The sequence below is a fragment of the Nocardia sp. MH4 genome (assembly GCF_019266065.1).
Taxonomy (GTDB): Bacteria; Actinomycetota; Actinomycetes; order Mycobacteriales; family Mycobacteriaceae; genus Nocardia; species Nocardia canadensis.
On sequence record NZ_LPNR01000090.1, the window covers coordinates 39,725 to 62,152 of the forward strand.

Sequence of the window (22,428 nt, forward strand, 5' to 3'; positions counted from 1 at the left end):
CGTGCCCTGCTCAGAGATCGAGGACCAGGGATTCGCCTGCCGCGCGGGAAACGCAGGTCAGCATGTGATCGCCGCGCTCGGCGTCGAGGAGTTTGCGGTCGCGGTGGTCGACCTCGCCGGCCAGGACCGCGACCTTGCAGGTGCCGCAGAACCCCTGCCTGCACGAATACAGCGCGTCCGGCCGCACCCGGGTGATGGCCGCCAGCGCGGTCTCGTCGGCGCCGACCCGGACCGTGCTGCCCGACCGGGCCAGCGTCACCTCGAATTCCCTGCCGTCGATCACCGGCGGCGCGGAGAAACGCTCGGTGTGCAGCGATCCCGTCGGGTTGACGGTGAAGGCGTGCCGGTGCGCGGCGTCGAGGACGGGCGGCGGACCGCAGACATAGATCGCCGCGCCGGGGGCGGCCCGGCCGATCAACGCGCCCACATCCGGGGTGCCGAACTCGTCGTCGGGACGGATGTCGACCCGGCCGCCGAGGACGGCCAGTTCGTCGAGGAACGGCATGGTCGCCCGCGAGCGGCCCAGATAGACCAGCTGCCAGCGCGCCCGCGCGCGAGCCGCCGCCCGGACCATGGGCAGGATCGGGGTGATGCCGATGCCCGCCGCGACGAACAGATACGACGGCGCGGCGATGAAGTCGAACGCGTTGCGCGGACCACGAATTCGCAGCGTGTCGCCCACCGCCAAGCGGTCGTGCACCTCGATCGAGCCGCCCTCGCCGTCGGCGATGCGGCGCACCGCGATCCGGTAGTGGCGGCGATCGTCGGGGTCACCGCACAGGGAGTACTGACGCTGGGCTCCCGAGGGCAGCACGATGTCGAGGTGCGAGCCGGGCCGCCACGGCGGCAGCGGTGCGCCGGTCGGCGAGGTCAGCCTCAGGCTGCGGACATCGACCGCTACCGACTCGATCCCGGCGACGGTCACCGCGATCTCGAAGTCGTCGTGCCGCACCGGATTCGGTCGCGAGATCAGCGAGGCCGCGCGGCCCGCGACGAACAGCTGCCGGTAGCCGTCGGCGACGGCGCCGATCGCCCGCAGGGCGACCGGCGGGGTGTACCGCTCCGCCATCGGAGTCACCGTGGCCGTCACCGCGCGGCCGCGCGGGCGGCGGGCGAATGCGCGAGATAGCGCAGCGCGCGATCCATCGGCCCCAGCTGGGAGGGGTGGAAGCCCGGCCGCAGGTAGCGCGGGATCTCGCTGAGGAACAGGCCGAAATTCGGCACGATGCCACGCGCGGTCGCCCGGGCCAGCTGCACCGGCCAGAACGGACCCTTGTGCGGCGCGGGGTCCTTGGCGTAGAGGTAGGCCGAGGAGACCAGGAAGGTGGCCAGCAGCGACACACTCGCCGCCACCGCCGTGCGCGCCTTGCGCACGTAGCCGCCGTCGACATACATGTACGCGTCGTAGACCACGCTGCGGTGTTCGACTTCCTCGGCGCCGTGCCAGCGGATCAGATCGAGCATGGTCGGATCCATGCCGAGGTCTTCGAAGGTGTCGTTCTCCAGCAGCCATTCACCGATGACGGCGGTGTAGTGCTCCATCCCGGCGAACAGCGCGAGCCGTTCCTTGAGCCATTCCTCCTTCGCCCGGCCGGTGAGGCCGTGGTCGCCGAGGATGCGATCGACGAACCAGGCGAAGGTCCGCACCATCGAGTCGACGTCGAGGCCAAGGGACTGAAGGTGATCGCGCGCGCCGGCGTGGCTGCTGGCGTGCATCGTCTCCTGACCGACGAAGCCCTGCACCTCCTCGCGCAGCCGCTGGTCGTCGATGTAGGGCAGCGCCTCGGTCAGCGCTCGAGCCATCGCCCGTTCGCCTTCCGGCAGCACCAGGTGCATGACATTGATGACGTGGGTCGCGAAGACCTCGCCCGGGATGTAGTGCATCGGCACATCACCGAAGTCGAAGTGCACGTCGCGTGCGTGGATCGCGTGCGCTTCCTCGCGGTGATGACGCCTCGTTGCGTCAGCGGAGTGAGCCATGCCTCAACCGTACGATGCAACACAAATGATTGCAATGTTGCAGCAACAAATTGTGTGGATATGTTGCATCGGGCGCCGAGTTGCTACCGTGGTCGACATGACCGCGGCGTCCCCCACCTCGACGAACACCCCGGAAACCGACGATTCCGCCGCGGCGCGCATCCTCGACGCGGCGCTGGTCCAGTTCGAACAGGTGGGCGTCAAGAAGACGACGATCGAGGACATCGCCCGCCAGGCCGGGGTCGACCGGGCGACCGTCTATCGCCGGGTCGGCTCCCGCGACGACGTGGTCACCGCGGTGTTCGCGCGGGAGGTCGCGCGCGTGCTGGCCGATCTGCGGAGCCTGCCGAGCAGGCACGACAACCTCGACGACCTCGTCGCCGACATCCTCGTGACCGTCATCGGCCGGTGGCGCGAGCACCCGCTCGTGCAGCGGCTGCTGGTCCTGGAACCGGACCGGGTGATGCCGCACCTCACCACCGACAGCGCGTCGACCTTCACGATGTCGATCCTGACCACCGAATCGATGCTCCGGGACGCGATCGCCGCCGGGCTGCTGGCCGAGACGCCGGACCTGCTGGCCCGCGCCGAGGTGCTGTGCCGCGTGGTGCACTCGATGATCCTGGCGCCGACCGGCCTGCTCCCGCTGCGCACCGACGACGAACTCGACGCGTTCGCGCGGACCTATCTGGTACCGATCATCAGTCGCTGACCCGCCGCCGGGCCGCGTCGGCCCGGCAGACGGCTCCCGTCAGTCGAGGCAGAATTCATTGCCTTCGGGGTCGGCCATCACGATGAATCCCGCGCTCATCGGCGGCTCGGGCTCGAAGCGGCGCAGGCGGGTCGCGCCCAGCGCGACGAGCCGTTCGCACTCGGCTTCCAGGGCAGCCATCCGCTCGTCGCCCTGCAGCCCCGGCGCCGCGCGCACGTCGAGGTGGACGCGGTTCTTGGCGACCTTGCCCTCGGGCACCCGCTGGAAGAACACTCGCGGGCCGTGTCCGTCCGGGTCCTCGATCGCCGAGCGGGTGTTGCGCTGATCCTCCGGCACGCCGATCCGGGCGAGGAAGTCGTCCCAGGCCGCCAGCGGATCCGCGCCCTCGGGCAACTCGACACCGGGCGGGCCGGGGTGCACATAGCCGAGGACCTCGCGCCAGAAGGTCGACAGCGCCTTCGGGTCGGCGGCGTCGAAGGTGATCTGGAGATGGCGGCTCATCGGGTTGCTCCCTTTCGTTCGGCTGATTCGCTTCGCCTACTCTGACAGCAATAGCGGACAGATCAGGTCCGCTATTGCTGACAGGCTGACGAGATGACGACCGCGGACCACGAACGAGGGCAGACCGAACGGGTACTCACCCTGCTCGGACTGCTTCAGCAACGGCAGGTATGGACCGGCCCCGAGCTGGCCGAACGGCTCGGAATCACCCCGCGCACGGTGCGGCGCGACATCGAGCGGCTACGCGCTCTCGGTTATCCGGTGCGGGCCGGACACGGGGTCGGCGGCGGGTACCAGCTCGGTCCCGGCCAGGACCTGCCGCCGCTGCTGCTCGACGACCAGGAGGCGATCGCCACCGCCGTCTCCCTGCTGGTCGGCGCGGGCGGGGCGGTCACCGGCGACGGTGCGTTGCGCGCGCTGACCAAGCTCGACCGGGTGCTGCCGACCCGGCTGCGGCACGAGGTGCGCGCGCTGACCGGGTCGGTGGAGTCGTTCGGCACCGGGCACACGCCGGTGGATCCCGACGTGCTGATCACCCTGGCCAGGGCCTGTCGCGACGAGGTCGAGGCGGCGTTCGACTATCCGTCCGCCGGGGCGACGCGGCGCAGGCGGGTCGAACCCTATCGCCTGGTCGCCTCGGATCGGCGCTGGTATCTGTTCGCCTACGACCTCGACCGGGCCGACTGGCGCAGCTTTCGCGTCGACCGGATGGCCGAGGTCGCCGCGCGCACCTGGCGGTTCCGCCCCCGCGCGGCGCCGGACGCGGCGACCTACGTGCAGGAGGGCGTGGCGAGCCGGGTCTACGCCGAGCAGGCGCGCTTCCTCGTCCACGCCACCGCCGACACCGTCCGGGCCCAGCTCCCCGGCTCCACCGCCGTGGTCCGCGAGCGCGACCGGGACTCGTGCGAAATCCTCAGTGGTGCTGCCGATCTCGACATCTTGCTGATGCGGATCCTGCTGCTCGGCCACGACTTCGAGGTGCTGGAACCCCCGGATCTGGCGGCGCGCTGTCACACACTGGCGGACCGGCTGCGCGCGGCGGGCACCACGATCCCGGAGCGGGGTTGACCTTGACCCTGCGTCAGGGTTGGAGAGTGGGCGCATGACGAACTTCCGCACCTCCCCGCAGCACCGCGTCCCGCCGGTCGGCGCGTTCCAGGAGATCGACGGCCGCCGCCTCTTCGTGCTCCGCTCGGGCAGCGGCGGGCCCGCGGTCGTGTTCCTGCCGGGAGCGAGTGCCGTCGGCCTGGACTACTTCGGTGTCCAGCAACAGGTTTCGCGGTTCACCACCGCCGTCGTGTACGACCGCGGCGGCACCGGCTACAGCGACGCGCTGCCGCTCCCGCGCACGGCGGGCGCGGTCGCCACGGAACTGCGGGAGCTGTTGCGCGCCCAGGGCATTCCCGGCCCGTATGTGCTCGCCGCGCACTCCCTCGGCGGGTTCTACGCGCATCGGTTCGCACAGTTGCACCCGGGCGAGGTGGCGGGGCTGGTCTGGCTCGATGCCCTCCACCGCGACTGGGACCAGTACGTGCCAAGCGGCGCGCGCCTGGCCGCGACCGAGCGACTCGGTCCCGATCTCGCCCAGCTCGCCGAGCTGCGCCCGGCCATGCGCGCCATGCGCGCCGAACTGCTCACGGACTATCCGGCCGAGATCCGGGACGCGCTGCTCGACGCCAAGGGCAGCGACGCGTGGCTGCGCACCGGCATGACCGAACGCCGCACCCTGGTTCCGCTCGCCGCCGAATTGCGGGACGGGCCCGGCCTTCCGGACGTGCCGGTGATCGCCCTGACCGTGGTTCCCGGCGACCCGGCCGAGCGGGAACTCGAGGACGCCAAGACGCGGATGGACGCGGCGCTGGTCGGCGCGGTCGCGCACGGCGAGCAACGCCTGCTCACCGACACGTTCCACCATCGGCTCTGCTTCGATCGCCCGGACGCCGTGGTCCAGGCGATCCGGGACGTCGTCGACCGGGCGGCGCGCCCCTAGACTCGGCGCCGACGATGTTCGACGACCCGAGGGGAACGGTGCTCACGATCGGCCAGCTCGCGACGACGGCCGGGGTGACCGTGCGCGCCGTGCGCCACTACCACCACGTCGGCCTGCTGCCCGAGCCCGACCGCGATGCCTCCGGGTATCGCCGCTACAGCGCACAGGCGGCGGTGGATCTCATCCGGATCAGGACCCTGGCCGATGCCGGGGTGCCGCTGGCCCGCATCGACGTGCTGCTGCACGCCCAGCCGACCGAGTTCGCCGCCGCCGTCACCGCCATCGACGCCGAGCTCCAGCGCAAGATCGATCAGCTCACCGACTACCGCCGCCGGATCGCCGCGCTCGACAGCGGCGAGAGTCTGGTCCTGCCCGCCGAGGTGGTGACCCTGCTGAACCGGATGCGCGCACTCGGCATCAGCGAACGGCGGGTGCGGCTCGAACGCGACTCCTGGATCCTGTTGCAGGCCATCGACCCCCGCGTCCTCCCCCAGCGCGTGCGCGAGAAGAACACCGACCTCGACGACCCGGAGACGACGCGGATGTTGCTGGCCTGCGACCGATCCGTCGACTGGGACCCCCGCGATCCGCGCCTGGACCAGCTCATCGACGACCTGGACGCCTGGGAGATCGCCCACGCCGGTGACACCGCCCGCCCGGCGAACCACCTCATCACCACCCACATCGCCGGCGCCTCCCCGGCCTGGCGGCGCATCGTCGAAACCCTCGCCGACCGCGCCGAGCGACGCCGAGGCACCCGCGACGGCTGAGCCACCCGGCCGGAGTCCGACTTCAGTCGCCGGGTCCCGCCGGGACCAGCAGCACCGGGCGGTGCGCGTGGTGGACGAGGTGGGCCGAGACCGACTCCCCGAGCAGGCGTTCGAGGAGGGATCGCAGGCCGGGCCGGGGTGCGCCGATCACGATCATCGACGCGTCGCAGGTCTCGGCGAGGGCGTCCAGCACGCGCGCGGGATTGCCGCGGCGCGCGTAATAGGTCCAGTTGCCGGGCCATTCGGCGAGCCGGGCGCAGGCGGCGGCGCGTTCGCGGTCGACCATGGCGGCGACCGTGTCCTCCCACTCCGCCGCGTCGGGGTCGTCGGGCAGATCGTCGGCGTCGATGACGTGGACGACGTGCAGATGGGCGTCGAGCCGGGCGGCCAGGCCGATCGCGACGCCCAGCGCGACCTCGCCGGCCCGGTGCCGGTCGTAGCCGACCACCAGATGCGTGGAAGCCACCGAGGCGCCCGGTGGACCGTCGACGCGCAGCACTTCGCCACGATTCCCCGCTCGCCGTTCGGTCATCGGTCCTCCAGAGATATCCGGTCGGGCCCGCCTGGGCGGGCACCCGTTACCCCGTACTCCCATCATGCGCCCTGCGGTCGACGACCGAAGCAGGCGACGGACGTCGTCACCACGTCGGGATTGACGCCCCGAAAAGAGTGAGTGTACAGTCACTCACATGAGCAAGAGCGGAGCCACCCTCTCCAAGTCGGACGTGCGGCGCGATGCCGTGGTCGATGCCGCGATCGTCGAGTTCGCCAGGACCGGGTATCACGGCACGCCGATCAGCACGGTGGCCGCGACGGCTCAGATCTCGCCCGCGTATGTCTTCAAGCTGTTCCCCGGCAAGGTCGCCCTGTTCGTCGCGGCGCTCGAGCGGTGCTTCGACCGGATCGTGGCGGCCATGTCCGGCGGTGCGGCGAGGTCCACCGGCGAGAGTCCCGAACAGATCCTCTACGACATGGGCGGCGCCTACGCCGAGCTCATCGGCGACAAGAGCCTGCTGATGCTGCAGGTCCACGCCCAATCCGTGGCGGACGTGCCGGAGATCGGCGCGGCACTGCGCGACGGATTGGCCCGGGTGACCGAGCTCGCCAAGCAGCGCTCGGGCGCGGCCGACGAATACGTCCAGCGCTTCATCGCCTTCGGCCAGCTCTGCCATCTGATCACCACCCTCGGGCTCGACGGCGACAACAGCGCCTGGGCACAGATCGTCACCGCGGGCATCCGCCACCCCAAACCCCACTGAACCCCGATGCCCCTCGCGGGGCATTTTTTCGACCCAACGAGTGATTGACCAGTCACACACTAGGAGTATCGCATGTCCATCACCGCCACCGAGATCGTCCTGCCCGGCCGCGTCGAACCCGAGGGCCTGCTGATCACCCAGCGCGAACTGCCCGCGCCGTCCGCCGGGCAGGCCCTTGTCCGGGTCGAGGCCAGCGGAGTGTCCTTCGCCGAACAGCAGATGCGGCGCGGCAAGTACTACGACCAGCCGCCTTTCCCGTTCGTGCCGGGCTACGACCTGGTCGGGACCGTCACCGCGGTCGGGACCGACGTCGACCCGGCGCTGATCGGCACGCGGGTCGCCGCGCTCACCAAGATCGGCGGCTGGGCCAGTCACACCGTGCTCGACGCGGCCGACCTGGTGCCGGTGCCCGCCGCGCTCGATGCCGCCGAGGCGGAGACCTTCGTCGTCAACGGAATCACCGCCTGGCAGATGCTCTTCCGGACCGCCCGCGTCCGCGCGGGACAGACGATCCTGGTGCACGGCGCCAACGGCGGGGTCGGTTCGACGCTGGTGCAGTTGGCCCGCGCCAACGGAATTCAGGTCATCGGGACGGCCTCGGCCCGCCACGCCGAGGCCGTGCGCGCGCTCGGCGCGACCTGGGTGGACTACCGCGGCGACGTGGCGCGGCAGGTTCGGGCGCTCGCCCCCGGCGGGGTGGACGCGGTCTTCGACCATATCGGCGGCCCTGGGATCGCCGATTCGTTCGCGCTGCTCGCGCCGCACGGCACGCTGGTCTCCTACGGCACCGCGGCCACCAAGAACGACGAGGGCGATTCCCGGCTGCCCGTGCTGAAGCTGTTCGCGCGACTGATGCTGTGGAACGTGTTGCCCAACAAGCGCAATGCGCACTTCTTCAATCTGTGGGCGGGCAAGCGCCGCCAGGCCGCCTTCCGCGCCCGCGTCACCGAGGACCTGGGCCAGGTCTTCGCACTCGCCGCCCGTGGCGACCTGCGCGCCCAAGTCGCCGCGCGCATCCCGCTCACCGAGGCCGCCCGTGCCATGACGCTCGCCGAGTCCCGCACGGTCGTCGGCAAAGTCGTCGTCGTCGCCTGATCCGTTCCGCCCACACCCAGGAGATCCGTGATGTCCCAGCTCATCTCGCCTACCGACCCCCGACCGTCCACCCTGCGTGTCCTGCTCGACAACCGGCCGTCCTACCTGAGTTTCGGGCTGGCCTGGTTGCTCGGGCACGGCGCCTACGCCCTGTCCCACGGCGCCGATCCGCTGGTGCGGCTGCCCGCGGCGGCGCCGAGCGCGCTGCTGATCGCGGGGCTGCTGATCGCGATGGTGATCACCAGCGTCGTCACCATGCGGGCCCAGCGCGGCGTCACGGGGGCCGACGCGGTCGTCGGCCAGCTGCTCGCGGCGTCGTGGCTGGTCGGGTTCGGCGCGCTGTTCTTCGTCATCACCGCGCTGAGTTCGGCACTGGCCCAAGACGATCTGAAGATGCTGCTGTGGCCCACCGGTTCGGGCCTGATCGTCGGCCTGCTCTATCTCGCCGGCGGCGCCGCCTACCGCGACGTCCTGCAATACGCGCTCGGCGCCTGGCTGGCCCTCACCTCCACGGCCGCCCTCCTCCTCGACGGCGCGAGCCCGTACTGGGTGCTGGCCGTCGCGGGCGGCGGCAGCTACCTGCTCGCCGCGGCGATCGAACCCCGGCGGCGGGCCATGGCCGCCTGACGCCACTCCCCCGACTGCCCGCCCGGCCACGCCGCGCGGGCAGTCGGCGGGTCAGCTCCCGGCGGCCCGCTCGATGACCTCGGCCACAGCCTGCGGCTGCGCGACGAGAGAGGCGTGCGAGGCGGGGATCTCGCTCGTGGTGGCGCCGATCCGGCCCGCCATGAAGCGCTGGGACGCGGGCGGGATGACCCGGTCCTCGCCGGAGACCAGATACCAGCTCGGCAGGTGCTGCCAGGCGGCGGGACCCGACAGCTCCAGGTTGGCGGCGACGGCGATCGAGCGCTGGTGGGCGATCATCTCGGCGGCGGTCGCGTCGTCGACGTCTTGGGCGAACACCTCGTGGAACGAGGCCGGATCGACGTAGCCGTCGAGGTTCTTGCCCGCGACGCCCTGGCTGTCGTCGACCAGCTCGAGTTGCAGGACCGGGGGCAGCAGCCTGCTGCCGGGGAAGCGGATCGGGTCGAGCAGGAGTTGGGTCGGTTCGCCCGGCACCGGGGCGAAGGCCGCGATGTAGACCAGGGCGGTGACATCGGGATCGTCGACATTGGTGATCACCGCACCCCCGTAGGAGTGGCCGACCAGCACGATCGGCCCGTCGATCCCGGCGATGGCGCGCTCGACGGCCGCGGCGTCGTTGGCCGGTCCGCGCAGCGGATTGTCCGGCACGACCACGCGATAGCCGTCGGCGCGCAGGGCGGCGGCGACACCGTCCCAGCTGGTGGTGTCGGCGAACGCGCCGTGCACCAGCACCACGGTCGGGTTCTCGGCGGCCAGGGCGGGCGCGGCGGTGAGCACGCAGGCGCTCAGCCCGGCGGCCAGTGCGACGGCTGTAGTCGGTCGGATTCTGCTCATGATCGGTCTACCTCTCCCGGCGATCTCGGATTCAGTTGACGTGCGGCGCGGATCCGGGCGACGTGGCGACATCGGCGATCGCCCGCCGCCCAGTATCGTCGTGCCCCGGCGGGCCCCGCGCACCGGACCACCTCCACGGTCGCCCGCGGGACCAGGTACCGCTCCGGCAACATCTGGCAAACGATCCGCGCAATCCATTGACCCCCGATCGACCCACACTGACCATGGACTCATGGCCACCGACGAAGCCCAGCAGATCGACGAAGTCGTCATCCGACTCACGCAGCGATATCCCAGCATCGCCCCCGAATACATCGCCGACACCGTCCACACGGCCTACGACCGATTCGCCGACGTGCACGTCCGCGACTTCGTTCCGCTGCTGGTCGAGCGCCGCGCCACCCGCAGCCTGTCCGCCCCACCGGCCTGAGCCGATGAGTGACTTCGGTCCCCGCCGAAAGGGCGTAACGACCGTATCGGCCGCGGGCATCGCGAATCAGGCTCGATGACATGACCGAGCAGCCGGTGCTCCCGATCCCCGACCATCCCACGGTGCGCGCGGCGATCCGGCTCGGATGCCGGGCACCGTCGGTGCACAACACCCAGCCGTGGCGCTGGATCTTCGACGGCACCACCCTGGAGCTGTGCCGCGACACCACCCGCGGGCTGACGGCCGCGGACCCGACCGGACGCCAGGCGGTGATCAGCTGCGGGGCGGTGCTGCACCATGTGCGGACCGCGTTCGCCGCGGCCCACTGGCACACCGACGTCACCCGGCTGCCCGAGCCGGATCGCCCGGATCTGTTGGCCCGCGTCCGGTTCCAGCCGTGGCCCGATCCACCGATCGGCGAACTGCGCCGCGCGGAGGCGATCGACCGCCGCTACACCGACCGGCTGCCGATGGCGGCACCGATCGGCTTGTCCTCGGTCATGTCCACCATCGGGGCACTCGTCGCGCCGCACGATCTGGATGTGGATCTGCTGCCGGAGGACTCGCGCCCCCGGATGACCACCGCGTCCGAGCAGGCGAGCGCACTACGCCAGTACGACAGGCAATACCAGGCCGAACTCCGCTGGTGGGCTGGACATTCCGACCAACCCGACGGCGTGCCGCCCACGGCGCTGCCCTCGGAATCCGAGCTGGCCCGGGTGGGCGTCGCGCGCGCGTTCCCGGCACCGGGGCGCTCGGCGCGTCGCGGAGATCTCGACGACGATCACGCCCGCCTGGCCGTGCTGACCACCGGCGCGGAGTCCCCGCTGGACTGGCTGCGCGCGGGTGAGGCGCTCTCGGCGGTGCTGCTCGAGTGCACCGCGTCGGGCCTGTCGACCTGCGCGCTGACCCATATCACCGAACTCGCCGCGAACCGGCGCCTGCTGGCCGGTCTGGCCGGGCGGCCCGGTGTCCCGCAGGTCGTCGTCCGGATCGGCATCGCCCCCGTCGACGTGCGCCGTCCGCCCACGCCGCGTCGACCGCTGGCCGAGGTACTCACCGAGAAGTGACACCGCTACGTGGCCTTCCGGAAGGCCTCGATCGCGGTCGGCAGGGTGGGAAACAGGCGATCGGTGCCGACGCGCTCGGTGAGACCGGCCGCGTCCAAGTCGTCGCGCAGATCCTGTTTGACCCGGGCCATCGCGAAAACCACACCGCGCGCGGCCAGTTCGTCGCGAACCTGCTCCACGGCGTCGAGGGCGGTGAGGTCGACCTCGACATTGGCTTCGGCGTTGAGCACGAACCAGCGCACGGGTTCACCGCTGCGCTCGGCCCACCAGTCGACGGCAGCCAGCGCGCGCTTGCGGAAGTCCTCGGCGTTGGCAAAGCACAGGGGCGCGTCGTAGCGGTACACCACCAGTCCGGCAAGGGGTTTCGCCTCGGGATAGTCGTCCACGTCGTGCATGCCCTCGAGGCCGGGGACGAAACCGAGGATGGCGTCGTGCCCGCGCGCGATCCGGCGCAGCAGGTCGAACACCGACAGCGCGATCGCGACGAGCACGCCGTAGAGGACACCGAACACCAGCACCGCGACGACGGTGCCGAGCGCGAGAAGGAGTTCGCTGCGCCGGAACCGGGCGATCCGGCGGAACTCCCGCACATCGATCAGCCGCAGCGCCGCGTAGACGACCAGCGCGCCCAGCGCCGCCATCGGGAACTCGGCCAGCACCCCGGTCGCGCCGAACAGCACGATCAGCACCGCGGCGAGGGTCACCAGGGTGTAGAGCTGGCTGCGGGCGCCCATCAGGTCGGCGATGGTGGTGCGGCTACCGCTGCAGCTCACCGGGAATCCGTGGGTGAACGCGGCCGCCACATTCGTCGCGCCGAGGGCGGCGAGCTCGGTATTGGCCTGGATCCGCTCGCCGTGCCGGGCGGCGAAGGCCCGTGCGGTCAGCGCGTTATCGGAGAAACCGACGACCGCGATGCCCGCGGCGGGGAGCACCAGGGCCGCCATATCGGCGAACCCGAGGGCGGGCAGACCCGGCGTCGGCAGGCCTGCGGGCACCTCCCCCACCACCTCGATGCCGAAGTCCTGCAACGAGAACACCGCCACCGCCACCGTCGCGGCCAGCACCGCCAGCAGCGGCCCCGGCGCCCGCGGCGCCCACTTCGCCAGGATCAGCAGGGCGACCAGGACGGTGCCTGCCAGCAGAGCGGTCGCCGGATGCCACGCGGCGATACCGGCCGCGAACGAATGCACCTGCTCGATCACCGAGGTGCCGTCCACCGGCACGCCGGTGACCCGCCCCAGCTGCCCGGCGATCATCAGCCCGGCGGTGCCCGCCAGGTAGCCGACCAGCACCGGACGCGACAGCAGATCGGCCAGCACCCCGAGCCGGGCCACCGCGCCCACCAGGCACAACGCCCCGACCAGCAGGGCGAGTAGCGCGGCCAGCGCGGCATAGCGCGACGGGTCGCCCGCGGCCAGCGGCGCCAGCGCGACCGCGGTCAGCAGCGCCGTCGTCGACTCGGGGCCGACGGAGAGCTGCCGCGAGGTCGCCAGCAGCACGTACACCGCCAGCGGTGCGATCGTGGCCCACAGCCCGACCACGGGCGGCAGCCCGGCGACGGTCGCGTAGGCCATCACCTGCGGGATCAGGTACGCGGCAACGGTCACACCCGCGACCACGTCCGACCGCAGCCAGGCGCGCTGATAGTTCCGGAACTGCCGCAATCCGGGCAGTACGTGCTCCAACACAGTGCCGATATTGTGCGCCGTCGCGCGCGTGGGCGGCGGAGACGTCACCGGATCGGGACGCGAGTCTCCGATCCCCCCGACCACGAGCCGGACTTCGTCTCGATCGCGGACCTCGGGCCCGTGCTCACCCTGCCGCTGCGCGCGAACGGACCGGTCACCGGCGTCCTGACCACCGTGCTGCCGACCGCGACCGGATCGCGCGCGGGCCGGGGTACCGCGGTGAGCAACGTCGTGCGGCACGCGAAGGCGCGCACGGTCGCGGTGGAACTCGTGGTGTGCGACGAGGTGACCGACGACGGCATCGGCGTCGCCCCCCGAGGTGATCCGGCGCAGCGGGCCGGCCGATCCGGCTGCCAGGGCCGCGGCCGCGGGCGGTGCCTTCGCCGCGATCGCACGGCCCGAGGGCGGCACCCTCCTCCGCTGGTCGGCGCCGCTGGACTGAAGGGACCGAAGTCCCTGGCGCTCAGGTCCTGCGGCCCTGTTCCGGCGCGAAGCCCGGAACGCAGGGTGAACGGGACAGAGAGGCCGTCATGTCCCTTTCCGAACACTCTTGCCGCCCGGTCGTCGTCGGTGTCGATGGTTCGGCACAGTCGCTGTTCGCGGTGCGCTGGGCCGCGGCGTACGCCGCCCACCATCGAGCGCCGCTGGTGATCGGCTACGCCGTCGAGGTCCCGATCGAGTACGGGCCCGGCCTCAGCGGTCCGCTCTTCGACGGTGCGGCGCTCTACGCTCACGGCGAATCCGTGGTCGCGGAGGCGGCGGCGCTCGTCGCCGCCGATCAGCTCGTCGTGAACACCTTCGTCGAGGTCGGTGACGCGCGCGCGGTGCTGCGGGACCGCAGCGAGCGGGCCCGGCTGGTGGTGGTCGGCAGCCGGGGACTCGGCGCCCTGCGGCGCACCCTGCTCGGCTCGGTCAGCACCGCCATCGCCCGGCACGCGTCCTGCCCGGTGGCCGTGGTGCCGGAAGCGCCGGTCGCCGGCGGCGCGGTGGTGGTGGGCGTGGCCGGTTCCGGCGCCGACGCGGACGCGATCGCGCAGGGCTTCGACGAGGCGAGCCGACGCGATGTCCGGGTGATCGCGGTGCACGCCTGGTCGGAGTTCTTCCGCTACGACTCGCGGGCGACGATGCGCGCCGAGGCCGAGGCCGAGCTCTCGGCGAGCCTGGCGGGCTATCGCGAGAAGTACCCCGACGTGCGCGTCGAGCGCATCGTCGTCGAGGACCGCCCGGCCAGAGCCATCCTCACCGCCGCCGCGGGCGCCCAGCTGATCGTCGTCGGCAGCCACGGCCGCGGTGGTGCCGCCCGCACCACCCTCGGCTCGGTCGCCCAGGCCGTCCTCCACGGCACCTCCCGACCCCTCCTCATCACCCGCCCGGAGTCCCTGCGCTGACCGCGTCCCTTCCTCACCGTGACTCGGTCTGCGGGCGTGGTGTCCCGCCCGGCACGCCGGCCTCCCTGGCGAGGTCGGCGAGGAGGGATTTCCAGGTGAACAACGCGACACCCGCCGAGCAGGCCGTGTCGCGGGCGTCGGGGCCGAACCCCCGGGTCGCGGGGTTGCTCGACGCGATGGAGTCGAGGGCGAGCGTGCGGTGTTCGGCCACGAGTCCGCTCACCTCCTCGGCGGACAGTTCGGGTTCCTTCGTGATCACGACCCGCCTGGTCCGGGCGTCCGCGGCTCGGAGCACGATCTCGTACGCCCGCTTCGCGATCCGGCCGAAACTCTCCACGCCCGTATGGCCGGCGAACCCGTTCTCGACGAAGACACGTTCCTTCGTCCGCGCGCTCGCCACATCCTCGTGACGCAGCGCGAACAACAGGTCGCCGAGAGATCCGATCCCGATGCCGAGCATGTCGGCACGGTGGTAGGTCTGATGCGCGATCGGACTCGACCGCGTTCCCACCACGAAGTCGACTTCCGGGACCTGCGTACAGATCGCATCCAGATCCGCGGCGGTGAAGTCGGCGGGCGAGCGCTCCAGGCACAACACGGTGGCGGGCGAGAGACCGTGTGTCCGCTCGACGACCAGCACCTGCTCGCCCCGCAGGTGCACCTTGTAGGTGGCTTCCCTGGACTCCTCCACCTTCTCGGCAATCCACTCGCGTGTGCCCATCTCACCCCTCGAAAATCGTCTGAACCCGGCGAGGAAAGCGAAGGCTGCCCGCATCGATTGTAGATTGCGAAACATATTGGTAATCAACGTAACTCGGGAAATACACAAACTGGGTTGCGGGAATCGGTAGCCGGGGGTTTACTGGTGGGCGCAAGGTGCCGTCGTTCGCTGAGGCTCCTTCACGGATACAGGCCAGCGACCCCGAACGTCGAGAGACGCCCCGGGTCAGGACAGGTTTCCCCGGCTTAAGGGGTTGCCCCGATTGGCTCCCGGCACCGAGCGGTGCGCGGGTTCACGCCGTGGAGTGCCGAAGGTCTTACGAGGAAGTGGCAGCGGCCGGGAGGTCGCGTGAGGAGGTGGTTGTCGTGCCCGACGGAAGTCATAGAGCTGTGCTGTCCCTCGTTCACACGGTGATCGCCGCCGCGTCCGCGCGCTGAGCGACACCGCCGCACGCCGGAAGGTGTGGTCGTCATGTCGACTCTGGAAATGCTGCTCCGCCTCGGCGCGGGGATCGGTCTCGGTGCGCTGATCGGGATCGAGCGTCAGTATCGTGCCCGGATGGCCGGGCTGCGGACCAATGCGCTCGTCGCCGCCGGGTCCGCGTTGTTCGTTCTCCTGTCCGCCAACGGTTTTCACGGCGCCGATGCCGATCCGACGCGGGTGGCGGCGCAGATCGTCTCCGGCATCGGGTTTCTCGGGGCCGGGGTGATCCTGCGCGACGGCGTCAATATCCGCGGCTTGAACACCGCGGCCACGCTGTGGTGCGCGGCGGCGGTGGGCGCGCTCGCCGGCGCGGGCATGTACGCCACCGCGGCGGCGGGCACGGTCGCCGTCGTCGTCACCAACGTGGCGCTACGGGCGGCGGGACGCGCGGTGGACCGGCAGCCGGAGCCCGAAACAGCCGCGCACCGGTCGGTGTGAATTCTGTTGCCCTGCAGCCCGCTCCACCAGTCCGTAGCCTGGAATCGTGATTACGCTGAAGAAGGAAGACGGCGCGGCCGACCTCGCCGGCATCACCAAGATGAGCGTGGGGGTGAGCTGGGACCCGTCGGCCGGATCCAGCGGCGGGCTGCTCGGGATCGCGCGGCGCAAGCGCGGTGTCGACCTGGATCTGATCGCGGTCCTGTTGCAGGGTGGGGAGCCGGTCCGGTTCGCCGGATTGGATTCCCTGAACCCACTGGGCAACGGCGCGGTGGTGCACACCGGTGACGAACAGACCGGTGCGGCCGCGGGCGACGACGAGACCGTGCACGTCACCTTCGCCGACGTCCCGCCCGGCATCGACGCGATCGTGTTCGTCGCCGCCGCCTTCAAGAAGGGGTCCTCGTTCGAGAAGGCCAACAACGTCTCGTTCAAGATCTACGACGCCACCGGCGCCGACAGCCAGCCGGTCGCCGACATCTGGCCCTCCCTGCTCGGCCAGGAGAACGCCAACGCGATCGCCAGGGCATTCCGCAACGGCCCGGTCTGGCAGCTGGAAGTACTCGACCGCAAGGGCAAGATCAAGCAGGGCGACCGCCAGGCCCTGCTGCGCTTCGCGATCCAGTAGTCAGTCACCCAGCTCGGCCAGCCAGGCCGTCGGCGACCTGCCGACCCGCTGGGTGAACACCCGCGACAGGGCCGAGCTGTTGGCGTAGCCGAGCTCGGCGGCGACGGCTTTCACCGAGTGCCCGGTCTGCAGACGCAGCTGGGCGAGCGTGAGCCGCCACGCGGTCAGATAGTCCAGCGGTGTCTGCCCGAGGACGGCCCGGAACCGGGCGGCGAAGGCACTGCGCGACATGGCGGCGTGCCGGGCCATGCTCGCCAGTGTCCAGTTGTCGCCCGGCGCTTCGTGCATCGCGAGCAAGGTGGGGGCGAGCTGGGGATCGGCGATACCGGTGAGCAGGCCGGGCGGCATCGCGATGTCGTCCGGGTGGTCGAGCAGCCAGCGCAGCAGTTGCAGGAGCACCACTTCGAAGAGGCGATCCGCGAGCACCCGATGTCCGCACCGATGCCGGTCGATCTCGCCGAACAGCAACTCCAGCGCCTGATCGAGCCCGTCGACCCGCGCGAGCGGAACGACCACCACCGCGGGCAGCGCCCGAGCCAGGGGATGGTTCGACCCGCCATCGAAATCGACTGTGGCACAGGCGAAATCGTTATCCCCGTGGGCATCGGTATGGAAGATGTGCGCCAGCGGCCGGGGGTAGAACAGCACGCTCGGCTCGGCCACCGCCAGCCGCTGCGGCGCACCGAGCGGATCGCGATGCTCGACCGTCAGCGCGCCGGCGCGGATCAGGTGCAGGAACCCGCGCCCCTGCTCGGCACCGAATCGCGTGACGCCGCACAGCGGTCCGGTGTGCAGCACGTGCGCCCGCACCCGGAACTGTTCGAGCAGAGGTGACAGGCGATCGACCGAAGACATCCCTCAAAGTTAGACGATCCGGTAATCATCGCGGACTTTTCGTATCCATTCAGCCCGTATCGACGACGAAGCTGGAGTCATGCCACGGCATCCGCCGGAGCCGATCGGCCCGGCGGCACCCCTGCACCACGGAGGAATCACCATGTCGCATGTCTCGCTCATCGCCCGGACCGACACCACGGGCGGCACGCGCGAGCTGCTCGATCAGATCGACGGCGCCTTCGGGACCACCCCGGCCATGTTCCGGGCGGTGGCGAATTCGCCCGCGGCGCTGCGCAGTATGTGGGGATCGTTCCAGGCACTCGGCGACGGCACATTCGGCCCGGCACTGACCGAACAGATCGCGGTAGCCGTGGCCAATCGCAATAGTTGCGAATACTGCCTGGCCGCGCACACCGGCCTCGGCCGCAAGGCCGGGCTGTCCACCGCGGCGCTGGCCTCGGCACAGGTCGGCGAGGCCGACGACCCCAAGACCGCGGCACTGCTCGGCCTCGCACTGGCGCTGGTCGAGCAGCGCGGAGCCGTCGACGACGAGCAGCTCGACCGAGCGCGCGCACTGGGCTGGACCGATGCCGACATCGTCGAACTCATCGCGCACGTGGCACTGAATCTGTTCACCAACTACGTGAACGTGGCGCTGCGCGTGCCGGCCGACTTCCCGGCCGTCGCCCTGCGCTAGCGCGCCCGCGATCCGCCGGGCGGACTGCCCGTCCGGCGGATCGGAGTGACTTTGCGAAGTTCGGTCAAGGGCACTCGATTTCCGTGTTCCCTGAATAGTTGCCGAGTTACCGTTTCCGGCATGGACGACATCGAGTTGGATTTGCCGAGCGTCGCTTCTGCCCATAACGCCGGACGAATTCTGGAAATCGGCGCGGTCGGTCTGCGCAACCCGCTTCCCGTCGACGGCGAGCGGACACACGCCTATGTTTCCTGCGTCGACGGCACCACCCTGCGGCTGCCGGATTCGCTGCAGAACTGGGCGATGCAGACCCTGGCGGCGAACTACGACCTACGCTCCACCGGCCTACCCTCACTGTTCCCGTGCCGGTTCGAATTCGGCATTCGCGACGGCGCCGCCTACGCGATCCCCGTCACCGAGGAGCGAGCCGGACGCACCCCGCAGCCGACCGCCTGACCACCCCACGGCGGCGGGCGCCGAGGTTTATCGTCGACCCTATGCCCGAGGCACTCACCTATCACCCGGCGGGGGCGACCTGCCCCGCCGAGCACTCCTGGACGGCGGAACTCCCCGGGTTCCGCCGGTTCGAGACATCGGTGGTGATCGGGCACGGCGATCGTGTCTGGACCGCCGCGACCGAAACCATCCTGCGCTGGGGCGTCAAGCGCCGCAGCGGCTTTCGCGTGGCGCCCGACACTCCCGTGGCGACGGGCGCCGACTACCGGATCACCGCGGGCATCGGCCCGCTCCGCGTGCACGAGCCGGTGCGGGTGGTGGCGGTCGTCGACACCGGCGACCGGTGCGGATTCGCCTACGGCACCCTGCCCGGCCACCCGGTGACCGGCGAGGAGGCCTTCGTGGTGCACCGGCGTCCCGACGGCACCGTGGTCCTCACGCTGCGGTCGCTGACCAGACCCGCGCAGGCGGGCTACTGGCGCGCGGTGTTCCCGATACTGCTACTGGCCCAGCGCTTTTACCGTCGCCGATACCTGCGCGCGCTGGTGGATTGAGCACCGCTCAGGCGAGGGGCGGCAGGTGCACGACCTGACCCGCGTAGGCCAGTCCCGCGCCGAAGCCCAGCAGCAGCGCGGTATCGCCCGGCTTCGCGCCACCGGAGCGCAGCAGCTGTTCCATCGCCATCGGGATGGAGGCGGCGCTGGTGTTGCCGGTCTCGACGATGTCGCGCGCGACGGCCACCGATTCGGGCAGTCCGAGAGTGCGCACGAGCGCGTCGGTGATCCGGATGTTGGCCTGGTGCGGGACGAACGCGTCGAGGTCGGCCGCCGCCACGCCGGCGTTGTCGAGCGCGGCCCGACACGCCTTCTCCAGGAACGTCACGGCCCAGCGGAACACCTCGGTCCCGTTCATCCGGATGTACGGGCGCACCGAGGTGCCGCCGTTCGCCTCCGCTTCGGCGACCTCGGCGAAGTACTCGAGGAAGTCCTTGTCCTGCTTGATCGCCGAGGTCCGGCTGCCGTCCGAGCCCCACGCGACCGGGCCGATCCCCTCCTGCTCGGCCGCGCCGACGACCACCGCGCCCGCGCCGTCGGCGAAGATGAACGCGCAGCTGCGGTCGGAGGTGTCGAGCAGATCGGACAGGCGCTCCACGCCGATGACCAGGACCTTGCGGGCCTGACCGGAGCGCACCAGGTTCGCGGCGTCGCCGAGGGCATAGCAGAAGCCCGCGCAGCCGGCGGAGATGTCGTAGGCAGCGGTGTCGTCCATGCCGAGTTCGGTGGCGACGACGGCGCCCGCCGACGGGCCGAGCACCATCTGCGACGACGTCGCGAGCACGACGACGTCGATCTCCTCGGCCGCCACTCCGGCCGCCGTCAGCGCGTCGCGGGCGGCCGCGACGCTCATCCCGACGATGGTCTCGTCGGGCTCAGCCCAGTGCCGGGCGGCGATCCCGGAGCGGGTCTTGATCCACTCGTCGGAGGAATCGATGGCCTCGACGATCTCGGCGTTGGGCACGACCCGGCGCGGGCGATACACGCCGAGGCCGAGAATTCCCGTATGGGTGACCGGAACTGCGGTGGCGATGGGGGTGGGCATGGCATCCTCTCCATATGAACCGATCGGTTCACGCTGGAATAGGTCTAACATGGACCGATCGGTTCAATCAAGGGTTGAGAGGAGATCGGATGGCAGCCGGACCACGCGCCCGACTGATCGAACACACCATCAGCACCGTCCAGCAGCACGGCGTGCACGCCGCCGCGCTGAGTGAACTGCTCAAACGCAGCAACACCTCACGCAACTCGCTGTATCAGCACTTCCCTTCCGGCAAGGGCGAATTGGTGCAGACCGCGGGCCGGATCGTCTCGCGCCTGGTCTACTCGCACGTGAGCACCATGGCCGACGCGCTGCAGACGGCCCCTTCGGTCCAGCAGTGGCTGACCGATCTGCTGGCCTTCTGGCGCGTTCCGCTGGAGAAGTCCGACTACAGCGCGGGCTCGTTCATGATGGCCGCCGCGCTGGACGAACTCGACCCGGCGGTCCAGTCGATCGCGGGCCAGGCCTTCGCCGAATGGACCGCGCGCCTGGCCGACGGCATCGTCGCGACCGGCATCGAGCGCGCCACCGCCGTGTCGCTGGCCGGCTTCCTGCTCACCACCATCGAGGGCACGATCGTGCACAGCCGCGCGCTCAAGTCCCCGCATCCGTTCGATCAGGCGGTCACCCAGCTCACCATCCTGCTCAACCTGCACCTGTCCCAGCGTTAGAGGTGGGCGCGCAGCGTCTCGACGATGGTGCGACGCGCGGCGGCGCCCTCGGGGGTGGGGGTCAGCGGATAGACGTGAACCAGGCCGTCGACCTCGTGGTAATCGACCTCGACGCCGACCGCGCGGGCCTTGTCCACCAGCAGCCGGGTGTCGGGGTTGAGGATGTCGCAGGTGCCGCTGAACACGGTGAGCGGGCCGAGACCGGTGTGGTCGCCGAACAGCGGGCTGACCATCGGATCCTTCATCGGCAGCTCGCCGCTCCACAGTTCACCGAAGACCAGGCCGCCGTCGCGGCCCAGCCACGGATCGCGCGGCAGCACCTCGGTGATCTGCGGATTCTCCAGCGTGAGGTCCAGCGCGGGGGAGATCAGGACGGTCCGTGGCAGCGTGATCGAGCGGGTGTCGCGCAGGTGCAGGGCCGTCGACAGGGCGATCTGACCGCCCGCGGAGTCCCCGGCCAGGAAGGTGGTGCCGTGCTGCCGCACGCTCGCGGCGACGATCTCGGCGAAGCGCGGAATCACCTGCGCCGCGGTGCCGGACGGAATCAGCGGGTAGATCGGCACCGTGACGCTCAGCCGCAGCTGTGCGGCCAGCCGGGCCGCGAGCTGCCAGTGCTGCGGCGCGATCTCGCCGACCCAACCTCCACCGTGCGCGTAGACCAGGCCGCTGCGCGAGCGCCCTTCGGCCGGGGTGAGCGTGTAGACCGGCCAGCCGCGATCCTCGACCATCGACACCTCGACCCCGCGCAGGCGCTTGGGTGGGGCGTAGTCCAGCGGCGCCGCGCTCCGCTTGCGGACGTGCTCGCGCGCGGCCGCGGCGTCGATGTAGTGGCGATTGCGCCGGGTGATCCGCAGGAAGGCGGGGACCACGATCCTGCTCATGACACTGGGCACCGGCAACCTCCTGGTCAATTGTCCGAACCGAGGATAGGTCACCGAATCCGATCGCGGGTCAGACCTGGCCGAGCCGGTGCTCGCTGATGTCGCCGCGCAGGCTGGTCCCGTTGAGATCCAGGTAGAGCACACCCTCGGTGACCGAGAGGCCGACGGTGTTGCGGCGATCGATGAGCGGCACGGCGGCGTCGATGAACGCGCGGTCGATGCCGTAGAGCGGGATGTCCTCGGCGCGGTGGATCTTCTTGCCCGCGTACTGCGCCAGCACCTTCGCCGGATCGCGATGGGTGTAGACCGCCGCGCGACCGGCCAGCTTGCTGCCGCGATGCACCCGGTCGGCGTCGGGCGCGCCGACCTCGATCCAGGCGGTGACCCGGCCGGTGAGATCGCGGACCTGCACGGCGGGTTCGTCGGTGGCCGAGATGCCGCCCTCACTGAAGACGATGCCCTCCTCGTACTGCAGGCAGTAGGCGAGGATGCGGGTGAGCATGTACTCGAGGGTTTCCGAGGGATGACGAGCGACCCGCAGCTCGAGGTCCTCGTAGACGCCGCGGTCGACGTCGGCGAGCTGGACGGCGAAATGATGCAGGGTTGCGCTGAGTGCCATAGGAGTTCTGAGACTACCGCTTGCGCTCTCCCGCCC

The 22,428-nt window shown here is 70.8% G+C and carries 27 protein-coding genes, 1 pseudogene and 1 riboswitch; of the genes and pseudogenes, 16 read left to right on the top strand and 12 right to left on the bottom strand.

What is annotated here, in order from left to right; all coding sequences use genetic code 11:
- Positions 1-10: 10 nt before the first annotated feature.
- The gene (locus ATM97_RS11370) at positions 11-1,069 is read right to left on the bottom strand and encodes a PDR/VanB family oxidoreductase (protein WP_218717948.1); all 1,059 of its coding nucleotides are present in this window, start codon (positions 1,067-1,069) and stop codon (positions 11-13) included.
- A 17-nt stretch (positions 1,070-1,086) separates the two neighbouring features.
- Complete coding sequence (locus ATM97_RS11375) at positions 1,087-1,980, bottom strand: metal-dependent hydrolase (RefSeq protein ID WP_218717949.1); 894 nt, start codon at positions 1,978-1,980, stop codon at positions 1,087-1,089.
- A gap of 97 nt (positions 1,981-2,077) precedes the next feature.
- On the opposite strand from ATM97_RS11375, the gene ATM97_RS11380 reads away from it, so the two are divergent.
- Positions 2,078-2,692: a TetR/AcrR family transcriptional regulator gene (locus ATM97_RS11380; protein WP_218717950.1), complete on the top strand. Its 615-nt coding sequence runs from the start codon at positions 2,078-2,080 to the stop codon at positions 2,690-2,692.
- Between the two features lie 39 nt (positions 2,693-2,731).
- On the opposite strand, the gene ATM97_RS11385 is transcribed toward ATM97_RS11380, so the two are convergent.
- Positions 2,732-3,193, bottom strand: a complete 462-nt coding sequence (locus ATM97_RS11385; protein ID WP_218717951.1) for a VOC family protein — start codon at positions 3,191-3,193, stop codon at positions 2,732-2,734.
- Between the two features lie 93 nt (positions 3,194-3,286).
- Between ATM97_RS11385 and ATM97_RS11390 the strand changes: the two genes are divergently transcribed.
- From ATM97_RS11390 to ATM97_RS11400, 3 genes are read left to right on the top strand one after another with little or no spacing between them, the layout of a single operon-like run.
- Complete coding sequence (locus ATM97_RS11390; RefSeq protein ID WP_218717952.1) at positions 3,287-4,261, top strand: YafY family protein; 975 nt, start codon at positions 3,287-3,289, stop codon at positions 4,259-4,261.
- Between the two features lie 34 nt (positions 4,262-4,295).
- Positions 4,296-5,183, top strand: a complete 888-nt coding sequence (locus ATM97_RS11395) for an alpha/beta fold hydrolase (RefSeq protein WP_218717953.1) — start codon at positions 4,296-4,298, stop codon at positions 5,181-5,183.
- Positions 5,184-5,197: 14 nt separating this feature from the next.
- Positions 5,198-5,953 (top strand): MerR family transcriptional regulator, encoded by a 756-nt coding sequence (locus tag ATM97_RS11400; protein WP_255587572.1) that lies wholly within the window; start codon positions 5,198-5,200, stop codon positions 5,951-5,953.
- Between the two features lie 22 nt (positions 5,954-5,975).
- Here ATM97_RS11400 and ATM97_RS11405 read toward each other — a convergent pair whose 3' ends face one another.
- Complete coding sequence (locus ATM97_RS11405) at positions 5,976-6,485, bottom strand: universal stress protein (RefSeq protein ID WP_218717954.1); 510 nt, start codon at positions 6,483-6,485, stop codon at positions 5,976-5,978.
- A 157-nt stretch (positions 6,486-6,642) separates the two neighbouring features.
- Between ATM97_RS11405 and ATM97_RS11410 the strand changes: the two genes are divergently transcribed.
- The 3 genes from ATM97_RS11410 (at position 6,643) to ATM97_RS11420 (ending at position 8,934) form a co-directional block, all read left to right on the top strand.
- A complete protein-coding gene (locus ATM97_RS11410; protein ID WP_218717955.1) occupies positions 6,643-7,212 on the top strand; it encodes a TetR/AcrR family transcriptional regulator in 570 nt (189 codons plus the stop codon).
- 72 nt (positions 7,213-7,284) lie between these two features.
- On the top strand, positions 7,285-8,307 hold the full coding sequence (locus tag ATM97_RS11415; RefSeq protein ID WP_218717956.1) for a medium chain dehydrogenase/reductase family protein: 1,023 nt from the start codon (positions 7,285-7,287) through the stop codon (positions 8,305-8,307).
- A 30-nt stretch (positions 8,308-8,337) separates the two neighbouring features.
- A complete protein-coding gene (locus ATM97_RS11420) occupies positions 8,338-8,934 on the top strand; it encodes an ABC transporter permease (protein WP_218717957.1) in 597 nt (198 codons plus the stop codon).
- 51 nt (positions 8,935-8,985) lie between these two features.
- Here the strand turns inward: ATM97_RS11420 and ATM97_RS11425 are convergent, their stop codons facing one another.
- Positions 8,986-9,786 (bottom strand): alpha/beta fold hydrolase, encoded by an 801-nt coding sequence (locus tag ATM97_RS11425; protein ID WP_218717958.1) that lies wholly within the window; start codon positions 9,784-9,786, stop codon positions 8,986-8,988.
- A 232-nt stretch (positions 9,787-10,018) separates the two neighbouring features.
- On the opposite strand from ATM97_RS11425, the gene ATM97_RS11430 reads away from it, so the two are divergent.
- Both ATM97_RS11430 and ATM97_RS11435 read left to right on the top strand, forming a co-directional pair.
- On the top strand, positions 10,019-10,216 hold the full coding sequence (locus ATM97_RS11430) for a three-helix bundle dimerization domain-containing protein (RefSeq protein ID WP_218717959.1): 198 nt from the start codon (positions 10,019-10,021) through the stop codon (positions 10,214-10,216).
- A gap of 80 nt (positions 10,217-10,296) precedes the next feature.
- Positions 10,297-11,286: a hypothetical protein gene (locus tag ATM97_RS11435; protein ID WP_218717960.1), complete on the top strand. Its 990-nt coding sequence runs from the start codon at positions 10,297-10,299 to the stop codon at positions 11,284-11,286.
- A gap of 5 nt (positions 11,287-11,291) precedes the next feature.
- Here ATM97_RS11435 and ATM97_RS11440 read toward each other — a convergent pair whose 3' ends face one another.
- Both ATM97_RS11440 and ATM97_RS11445 read right to left on the bottom strand, forming a co-directional pair.
- Positions 11,292-12,974 (bottom strand): SulP family inorganic anion transporter, encoded by a 1,683-nt coding sequence (locus ATM97_RS11440; protein WP_218717961.1) that lies wholly within the window; start codon positions 12,972-12,974, stop codon positions 11,292-11,294.
- A gap of 44 nt (positions 12,975-13,018) precedes the next feature.
- The gene (locus tag ATM97_RS11445; RefSeq protein ID WP_218717962.1) at positions 13,019-13,276 is read right to left on the bottom strand and encodes a hypothetical protein; all 258 of its coding nucleotides are present in this window, start codon (positions 13,274-13,276) and stop codon (positions 13,019-13,021) included.
- 228 nt (positions 13,277-13,504) lie between these two features.
- Between ATM97_RS11445 and ATM97_RS11450 the strand changes: the two genes are divergently transcribed.
- Positions 13,505-14,362, top strand: a complete 858-nt coding sequence (locus ATM97_RS11450) for a universal stress protein (protein ID WP_218717963.1) — start codon at positions 13,505-13,507, stop codon at positions 14,360-14,362.
- Between the two features lie 13 nt (positions 14,363-14,375).
- Here the strand turns inward: ATM97_RS11450 and ATM97_RS11455 are convergent, their stop codons facing one another.
- The gene (locus ATM97_RS11455) at positions 14,376-15,083 is read right to left on the bottom strand and encodes a hypothetical protein (protein ID WP_218717964.1); all 708 of its coding nucleotides are present in this window, start codon (positions 15,081-15,083) and stop codon (positions 14,376-14,378) included.
- A 153-nt stretch (positions 15,084-15,236) separates the two neighbouring features.
- Positions 15,237-15,418, top strand: a riboswitch (M-box (ykoK) riboswitch).
- Between the two features lie 136 nt (positions 15,419-15,554).
- On the opposite strand from ATM97_RS11455, the pseudogene ATM97_RS11460 reads away from it, so the two are divergent.
- Both ATM97_RS11460 and ATM97_RS11465 read left to right on the top strand, forming a co-directional pair.
- Positions 15,555-15,974: pseudogene (locus ATM97_RS11460) on the top strand (MgtC/SapB family protein); the annotation flags it as partial.
- A gap of 76 nt (positions 15,975-16,050) precedes the next feature.
- A complete protein-coding gene (locus tag ATM97_RS11465; protein ID WP_218717965.1) occupies positions 16,051-16,632 on the top strand; it encodes a TerD family protein in 582 nt (193 codons plus the stop codon).
- On the opposite strand, the gene ATM97_RS11470 is transcribed toward ATM97_RS11465, so the two are convergent.
- A complete protein-coding gene (locus ATM97_RS11470) occupies positions 16,633-17,487 on the bottom strand; it encodes an AraC family transcriptional regulator (protein ID WP_218717966.1) in 855 nt (284 codons plus the stop codon).
- A gap of 79 nt (positions 17,488-17,566) precedes the next feature.
- On the opposite strand from ATM97_RS11470, the gene ATM97_RS11475 reads away from it, so the two are divergent.
- The 3 genes from ATM97_RS11475 (at position 17,567) to ATM97_RS11485 (ending at position 19,176) form a co-directional block, all read left to right on the top strand.
- Entirely contained in the window at positions 17,567-18,166 is a 600-nt protein-coding gene (locus tag ATM97_RS11475) for a carboxymuconolactone decarboxylase family protein (protein WP_255587574.1), read from the top strand.
- Positions 18,167-18,286: 120 nt separating this feature from the next.
- A complete protein-coding gene (locus ATM97_RS11480) occupies positions 18,287-18,622 on the top strand; it encodes a hypothetical protein (RefSeq protein WP_218717967.1) in 336 nt (111 codons plus the stop codon).
- Positions 18,623-18,663: 41 nt separating this feature from the next.
- Positions 18,664-19,176 carry a DUF1990 family protein gene (locus ATM97_RS11485; RefSeq protein ID WP_218717968.1) on the top strand — a complete coding sequence of 171 codons (513 nt, stop codon included), beginning with the start codon at positions 18,664-18,666 and terminating at the stop codon, positions 19,174-19,176.
- Positions 19,177-19,183: 7 nt separating this feature from the next.
- On the opposite strand, the gene ATM97_RS11490 is transcribed toward ATM97_RS11485, so the two are convergent.
- Positions 19,184-20,221: a beta-ketoacyl-ACP synthase 3 gene (locus tag ATM97_RS11490; RefSeq protein WP_218717969.1), complete on the bottom strand. Its 1,038-nt coding sequence runs from the start codon at positions 20,219-20,221 to the stop codon at positions 19,184-19,186.
- Between the two features lie 89 nt (positions 20,222-20,310).
- On the opposite strand from ATM97_RS11490, the gene ATM97_RS11495 reads away from it, so the two are divergent.
- A complete protein-coding gene (locus ATM97_RS11495) occupies positions 20,311-20,892 on the top strand; it encodes a TetR/AcrR family transcriptional regulator (protein ID WP_218717970.1) in 582 nt (193 codons plus the stop codon).
- On the opposite strand, the gene ATM97_RS11500 is transcribed toward ATM97_RS11495, so the two are convergent.
- Positions 20,889-21,785: an alpha/beta hydrolase fold domain-containing protein gene (locus ATM97_RS11500; RefSeq protein WP_218717971.1), complete on the bottom strand. Its 897-nt coding sequence runs from the start codon at positions 21,783-21,785 to the stop codon at positions 20,889-20,891. The two genes, ATM97_RS11495 and ATM97_RS11500, sit on opposite strands and share 4 nt — an antisense overlap.
- Positions 21,786-21,843: 58 nt before the next feature.
- Positions 21,844-22,392, bottom strand: coding sequence for a YaeQ family protein (locus ATM97_RS11505; RefSeq protein WP_218717972.1), 549 nt, complete (start codon positions 22,390-22,392; stop codon positions 21,844-21,846).
- Between the last annotated feature and the right edge of the window lie 36 nt (positions 22,393-22,428).